The organism is Candidatus Desulfatibia sp. (assembly GCF_036446775.1).
In the GTDB taxonomy this organism is placed as follows: Bacteria; Desulfobacterota; Desulfobacteria; order Desulfobacterales; family UBA11574; genus Desulfatibia_A.
In genome coordinates, this window is record NZ_JAZFTO010000224.1 from 1 (window position 1) to 5,615 (window position 5,615).

A 5,615-nucleotide genomic window follows, 5' to 3' on the forward strand; every position below is an offset into this window, starting at 1 on the left:
AGAATAGAAATATCGTTAATGAAAAGGGTTGGAAAAATGAATAACTGTCCCCAAAATCAGGCAGGTGAATTATGAAAAAGCATGAAAGAATTACTATTGACCCTAACATTATGAAATTTCTGGCTGATGAATGCTGTGATAAAGGAATTTGGGGGATATTGGAGCAACGCAGATAGATAGCAACGTCCTCCATTAGTCTAAGGAGTCAATACATGAAAACCAAGAAAGAATATAAGGATCGGATAGTAATCTCCCCGCACGTCCATTTCGGAAAGCCATGCGTCGCTGGCACAAGAATTCCCGTTGAAAACGTGCTCGAGTTAATTCAGGAAGGTATAACATTCAAAGAAATTGTCGAGAGGTATTATCCTGATTTGGACATTGAAGACGTCAAATCCTGTGCTAAGTACGCTACCGACCTCGTCAAACATGAGGAAGTGCATATAGGTGCAGTATAGATGCGATTTCTCGCAGATCAGGATGTCTGGAAGGCAACTGTTGATCTGATAAAAGCTTTGGGCCACGACGTTGGTCACAGCGAGCGAAATCGGTATGGCCAGAGCATCAGATCGCGAGTTGTTGACTGAAGCAAAAAGGGATAAGCGTCTTTTAGTCACCCGGGATACCGATTTTGGATCTCTGGTTTTTCTTGGGGAGGTTCCTTCAGCAGGGGTGATTCTTCTGCGCATTATGCCCGAGACGATAGAAAAGGTCCATTCCGAGCTTACCCTTGTATTTGAAAAACATAGTGAAGAGAAATTGCGGAAATATTTTTGTACGGTAGAACCTAAAAGGCACAGGATGCGGCTTATTCTAAGTAGCGGAGAATGAGCAATCGTGACTCTCTGCTCCAAGCTCTCTGCTCTTCGCTCTCTGCTCTCTGCTCTTTGCTCCTTGCTCTTTGCCCTGTGCTTTTTAACCCAATGACCACTGACTAATAACAAATGGCCAGCCGTCTGCAATGAGAAACTTATAATTTAAGGGGTGTCCCGCAAGTCACCGCAATCCGCAGGATGTCCCCAAGGTTCTCCTTTGAAGAAATATTGAATTTTGTGACGTGTTGTGTCATCCTTTGAAATGAAATCCGGAAAAATTATTAAATGGTGAAGTATGAATGTGGCAGATAAAATTTGTGAAAAGGCCAGGGATCTCCCGGAGCCGTTGGCAAAAGAGGTGCTCAAGTTTATCGAGCGAATTCATGCCCAGCAGGATGCAGGTGTTGAAGAACTGAAAAAAGCTCAGGTGCCGGTAATGAAACGGATTTGGGAAAACAAAGAGGATGATGTCTGGAATGAGCTATAGTCCCGACGACCTGGTAGGTATTCCTTTTCCCTATTCGGATCTGAAAACAGAAAAGAGGCGGCCCGTCCTGGTCATGACTCATCAGGATCGGCATGGAGACTTTATTTGCGCTGCTGTGACTTCGGTGCCCACGCCTGAATTTGCGGTAGCAATTGATAATGCCTCAATGAGCACCGGGGATTTGCCTCGCCGGAGCTGGATTCGCTGTGACAAGCTCTTTACGCTAAGTGGATCGATTATAGTAAGGCATTACGGAAGTCTTAACAACACAGCCTTCAATATGGTCAGGAAAAGGATCTGCGGTTACCTTGGGTGCAAATGATACCAAAAGCGTTACCCCTTGTTACTCAATTCTCAGCCCTTCGTTCCCGAAACTTGTAACTCGCAACCCTGAACCCTGGTCGCCTTTATATCTTTTTACAAGAGAAAAACGCTGTGCACGCCCCGCACGAACGTCCCCTAAATCCGGTATAGAAGTAAAAGAAGTAATTATATATCGCAAACCCGCATTAGAGGGTGCGAAACTTGAGAATGTTTTTAAAACGGACTGTTTCGTAAAAACCCTCATCGTTGATATAAACAGTGATGGTGACGGTTTTAGCATGGTAATCGACTCCCAGATGTGCTATTTTCCTCATGGGCTGACACTCCTTTCATTAATTTAATTTTAATTTCGGGCGTGATGATTATATCACATTTTGTGTCAGCCCGTTTCATATTATCTGGGACTTGACCCAAAAAGCATTTTATGGGATAGTTTATTATAGTTGCAACACCTTTCACCCCAAAGGATAATCGAAATGGAAACATATGAAATAAAAATGAAGGTTCCCCGTGAACTGCTTATGAATCTCAATAAGCCTCTCGAAGATGTTGAGAAAGATATCAGGGAACAAGCTGCAATCCGATATTATAAGAAGCGCATTCTTTCTTTAGGTAAATCCTCGGCGCTGGCCGGGTTGACCCGTTTCGAGTTTATTGACCTGCTTAGGTACAACGGAGAACCGATTTTCCATTATTCTGCCGATGAACTTGCCGAAATAAATAAAGATTCTGACCAGTTGGAAAAGATTCTAAATGGCATCTAAGCTTGTCATCGTAAACGCCACTCCGATCATTAGCCTGAGTTCGGTCTCGCATGAATTTATCCTGCAGGTTCTTTTTCAGCACATTGTTATTCCGAAGGCAGTCGATATTGAATTAAGAGCCCTTGAAAAACCAGGGTCAGACTTCAGTGATAGTGACTGGGTTGAAGTCATCTCAGTTCAAAACAAAGACCTTGTACAGTTCCTCGAGAAGGATCTTGACAGGGGTGAATCAGAAGTCATTGTTTTAGCCAAAGAGCTGAAAGCAGATGTCGTTATTATCGACGAAAACATCGGGTATCAAATCGCAAAGCATTTTGACCTCCCTGTAATGCGAACCCTTTCGATTTTAAAAACGGCAAAAGCACGTGGAGTAATTGGGGAGGTTTCCCCGATACTTGATAAGATGATCCAAAAGGGACGCTGGTATTCCAGCGAAGTTGTCGAAAAATTTTTAAACAGTATTGGCGAATAGTGGTTTTGCTTTTTTAATCCATCCTTGAAGTTTTGTAAAAACAGCAATTATGAGTCCTCACCCCCAATGATGCCCTCCGCCGACAGGCGGATTGAGTGTTATTCCTTTCATCTCTCCGAGGCGTAGGCTCTACCCTCCGGCCTGTAGGCCCTACGGGCTGGAAGCGGAGCCGGAGGCAGGAAAGGGATAACAATAAAAAATCTTTACCCCGCTTGTGGTAGCGAAGCGGACATCCCGCTAGCGGGGCCCTATGGAATTAAGTTTTGGTTGTTATTCCATCGGGGTTAAATTCTGCGTGGCAGACCCCCAGCAAGGGGATTTAACCGGGGCCAAGGGCGTCCCCAAGGTTCCAAAAAACAAAAATATCCTGAAAATCCTGTTCATCCTGTCTAAGGTCTTCTTTTGACATAATATTTCGTTTATAATCACTAATCAAGATGTGACCCCATTAATTCACCTTTAACCTTTCACCAAACAAAGCGGCGTAGCCGCGTTTCATAAAATCACAACACGATTTTATTGAAATATCTAAAAGCTGAGGATGGTTATTTACTTGTTTATGGATGTCCCAGACTCCCTATGATGTCCCAAAGTTGCCCGATTGACAATTGGATTTTTGTAGTGTATGCTTCCACCCGAAATCCGATTGGAATTTGCTTGGAGGAGACAACCTATGCAAGAAGAATATACCGGAAAGTTACTGGAAGATGGACACCTTTATATTCCGAAGAAGATAATTAATAAGCTGAAGATAGATAAAGGGAGTAAATTGCGTGTAACAATTACAGTGGAAGGGAAGGCAGAAAAGGAAAAGATTTTAGCATGCGCTGGCCTACTTTCTGACCTGACAGAAGAAGAAGAGAAGCGCTTTGATGAATCCATTAAAAGGAGAAGTTTCTTTGGTGAGAGAAAAGTGGAAATATGAAAAAATGCACCTTAGGGTTCGCGCAAAAATAACTTCGCAGAATTGGCGCTCAGATTTGGTTCAGGTTTGGCTGATCCGAGAGAGCAAAACCACAGGAATAGCTGGCTATTTCGCGGCCAATTTTATAAGATCGGGTGCGAGTGAGGTATCAGCCAAAGATGGGCTGAAGCTGAGATGTAAAAATGTGAAGTTATTTTTGCGCGAGCCCTTAGCATGCCCAGCCTGCCCAACCTGCCCAACCTGCCCTGTTCAATTTTTATCCAGTGAAACCATTCGTTTTCTTTTGTTTCACCGGGACCGAAGGACAGCGTAGCGTATTTATCTGGGGTGGAATGCACTTGGGGTCGTTATTCCATCGGGGCCTGCCCAATGGAATTAAGTTTTGGTTGTTATTCCATCGGGGTTAAATCGTAATTGACCTTATTTAACCGGGGCCTGCCCAATTAAATGCCCCATCCTATTTAATCGGGGTCAAGGGCGTCCCCAAGGATCCCGCAAGCGCAAGTGACCCAAGCTTGCATTTTTAATAAATAGATGCTATTTAGACTTTTATGGAACACAAGGAAATTACATCAGAAATTAAAAATATCACGGACCAAATCATCCGGAAGTATAACCTGCTGAAAATCATCTTGTTTGGGTCTGCCGGCCGAGGGGAATATGACAAAGTTAATGACTTAGATTTTCTTATTATAAAAGATGATGTCCCGCCGCAAGGCCTGGCCAGAATGCGAGAACTGGATGAATTAATCGATCGAAATATCGCAGCCGATATGCTCGTTTACCGTTCCGATGAGTTCGAGGAGCGAATTAAATTAGAAGATCCTTTCATTAAAGCCATTATAAGCGAAGGCCGGATTTTGTATGGCTGATCCCCGTGTTATTAGTGAGTGGTTGCAAAAGGCAGATGAGGACTTTGAATTTGTGCTTTGCTAAACTTCACTCACAGAGCCCCCGGTTTAGGCAAACAATAAGTCGGAGGAATTTTTAGAATGACAAAATTAACTTTAGAATACTGGGAAGATGATGGATGGTTTGTTGGTCGGCTTGTTGAAGTGCCAAGCATATTCAGCCAATGAGAAACCTTAGAAGAGCTAAAAGAAAACATCCAGGATGCTTATAAACTGATGCTCGATTTGACCTAATTCGAGTTTTAATTTTTAAGAGGTGGTCTCATGAAATTTACAAGAATTACTGTCAATCCCAACCAAATGGATGGAGTACCTTGTATTCGTGGACTACGAATCCCTGTTGCAACGGTTGTGGGTATGGTTTCAGACGGAATGACTGAAAAAGAGATTTTCGAAGCCTATCCAGATTTGGAGCACGACGACATCCGCGAGTCATTGCGGTATGCTGCTGAAGCAGTACGTGAGCGCGAACTTCCGTTGGTAACAGCAGTATGAAGTTTTTGGTAGATAATGCTCTGTCACCTTTTATTGCAGAAAGTTTAAGGCAATCCGGGCATGATGCGGCACATGTGCGTGACTATGGGTTACAGGCTGCTAATGATGAAGAAATTTTTGACAGAGCTGCAGCAGAGAATCGCATTATCATCTCTGCTGATACTGATTTTGGAACCCTCTTGGCACTGCGTAACGAAAGCAAACCATCAATAATTCTATTCAGACGCGGGACAGAACGAAGGCCTAAACAGCAAATCGAACCAATTAAATTCACCCCGTCCGCCCCGCCTGTGGTAGCGAAGCGGACATCCCGCCATCGGGGCTTTGTTAAATCCCTTTTGGGCCATTTATACTGGGTAGGTAGGAACTATTGTACTTTATAAATTAGCCACAGACCCACGCGGACACACACAGACTAAACT

General features: G+C 43.6%; 12 protein-coding genes. 11 read left to right on the plus strand and 1 reads right to left on the minus strand.

Annotated features, from left to right (window positions below; all coding sequences use genetic code 11):
* Positions 1–212 precede the first annotated feature (212 nt).
* From V3S16_RS10625 to V3S16_RS10640, 4 genes are all read left to right on the plus strand, one after another.
* A complete protein-coding gene (locus tag V3S16_RS10625) occupies positions 213–458 on the plus strand; it encodes a DUF433 domain-containing protein (RefSeq protein WP_413884736.1) in 246 nt (81 codons plus the stop codon).
* Positions 459–528: 70 nt separating this feature from the next.
* The gene (locus tag V3S16_RS10630) at positions 529–831 is read left to right on the plus strand and encodes a DUF5615 family PIN-like protein (protein ID WP_413884738.1); all 303 of its coding nucleotides are present in this window, start codon (positions 529–531) and stop codon (positions 829–831) included.
* A gap of 285 nt (positions 832–1,116) precedes the next feature.
* A complete protein-coding gene (locus V3S16_RS10635) occupies positions 1,117–1,302 on the plus strand; it encodes a hypothetical protein (RefSeq protein ID WP_413884740.1) in 186 nt (61 codons plus the stop codon).
* Positions 1,292–1,624: a type II toxin-antitoxin system PemK/MazF family toxin gene (locus V3S16_RS10640; protein WP_413884741.1), complete on the plus strand. Its 333-nt coding sequence runs from the start codon at positions 1,292–1,294 to the stop codon at positions 1,622–1,624. The genes V3S16_RS10635 and V3S16_RS10640 overlap by 11 nt, the downstream gene beginning before the upstream one ends.
* Before the next feature lie 187 nt (positions 1,625–1,811).
* Here the strand turns inward: V3S16_RS10640 and V3S16_RS10645 are convergent, their stop codons facing one another.
* Positions 1,812–1,940: a hypothetical protein gene (locus V3S16_RS10645; RefSeq protein WP_413884743.1), complete on the minus strand. Its 129-nt coding sequence runs from the start codon at positions 1,938–1,940 to the stop codon at positions 1,812–1,814.
* 162 nt (positions 1,941–2,102) lie between these two features.
* Between V3S16_RS10645 and V3S16_RS10650 the strand changes: the two genes are divergently transcribed.
* The 7 genes from V3S16_RS10650 to V3S16_RS10680 all read left to right on the plus strand — a co-directional run bounded on the left by V3S16_RS10650 (position 2,103) and on the right by V3S16_RS10680 (position 5,576).
* Positions 2,103–2,390: a UPF0175 family protein gene (locus tag V3S16_RS10650; RefSeq protein WP_413884745.1), complete on the plus strand. Its 288-nt coding sequence runs from the start codon at positions 2,103–2,105 to the stop codon at positions 2,388–2,390.
* Complete coding sequence (locus tag V3S16_RS10655) at positions 2,380–2,862, plus strand: DUF3368 domain-containing protein (protein ID WP_413884747.1); 483 nt, start codon at positions 2,380–2,382, stop codon at positions 2,860–2,862. The genes V3S16_RS10650 and V3S16_RS10655 overlap by 11 nt, the downstream gene beginning before the upstream one ends.
* Before the next feature lie 250 nt (positions 2,863–3,112).
* Positions 3,113–3,268 (plus strand): hypothetical protein, encoded by a 156-nt coding sequence (locus V3S16_RS10660; RefSeq protein ID WP_413884749.1) that lies wholly within the window; start codon positions 3,113–3,115, stop codon positions 3,266–3,268.
* A gap of 267 nt (positions 3,269–3,535) precedes the next feature.
* The gene (locus tag V3S16_RS10665) at positions 3,536–3,787 is read left to right on the plus strand and encodes a hypothetical protein (RefSeq protein WP_413884750.1); all 252 of its coding nucleotides are present in this window, start codon (positions 3,536–3,538) and stop codon (positions 3,785–3,787) included.
* A 551-nt stretch (positions 3,788–4,338) separates the two neighbouring features.
* Positions 4,339–4,659: a nucleotidyltransferase family protein gene (locus V3S16_RS10670; RefSeq protein WP_413884752.1), complete on the plus strand. Its 321-nt coding sequence runs from the start codon at positions 4,339–4,341 to the stop codon at positions 4,657–4,659.
* A gap of 303 nt (positions 4,660–4,962) precedes the next feature.
* Positions 4,963–5,193: a DUF433 domain-containing protein gene (locus V3S16_RS10675; protein ID WP_413884754.1), complete on the plus strand. Its 231-nt coding sequence runs from the start codon at positions 4,963–4,965 to the stop codon at positions 5,191–5,193.
* A complete protein-coding gene (locus V3S16_RS10680) occupies positions 5,190–5,576 on the plus strand; it encodes a DUF5615 family PIN-like protein (protein ID WP_413884756.1) in 387 nt (128 codons plus the stop codon). Before V3S16_RS10675 ends, V3S16_RS10680 begins: the two co-directional genes overlap by 4 nt.
* The last annotated feature ends 39 nt before the right edge of the window (positions 5,577–5,615 follow it).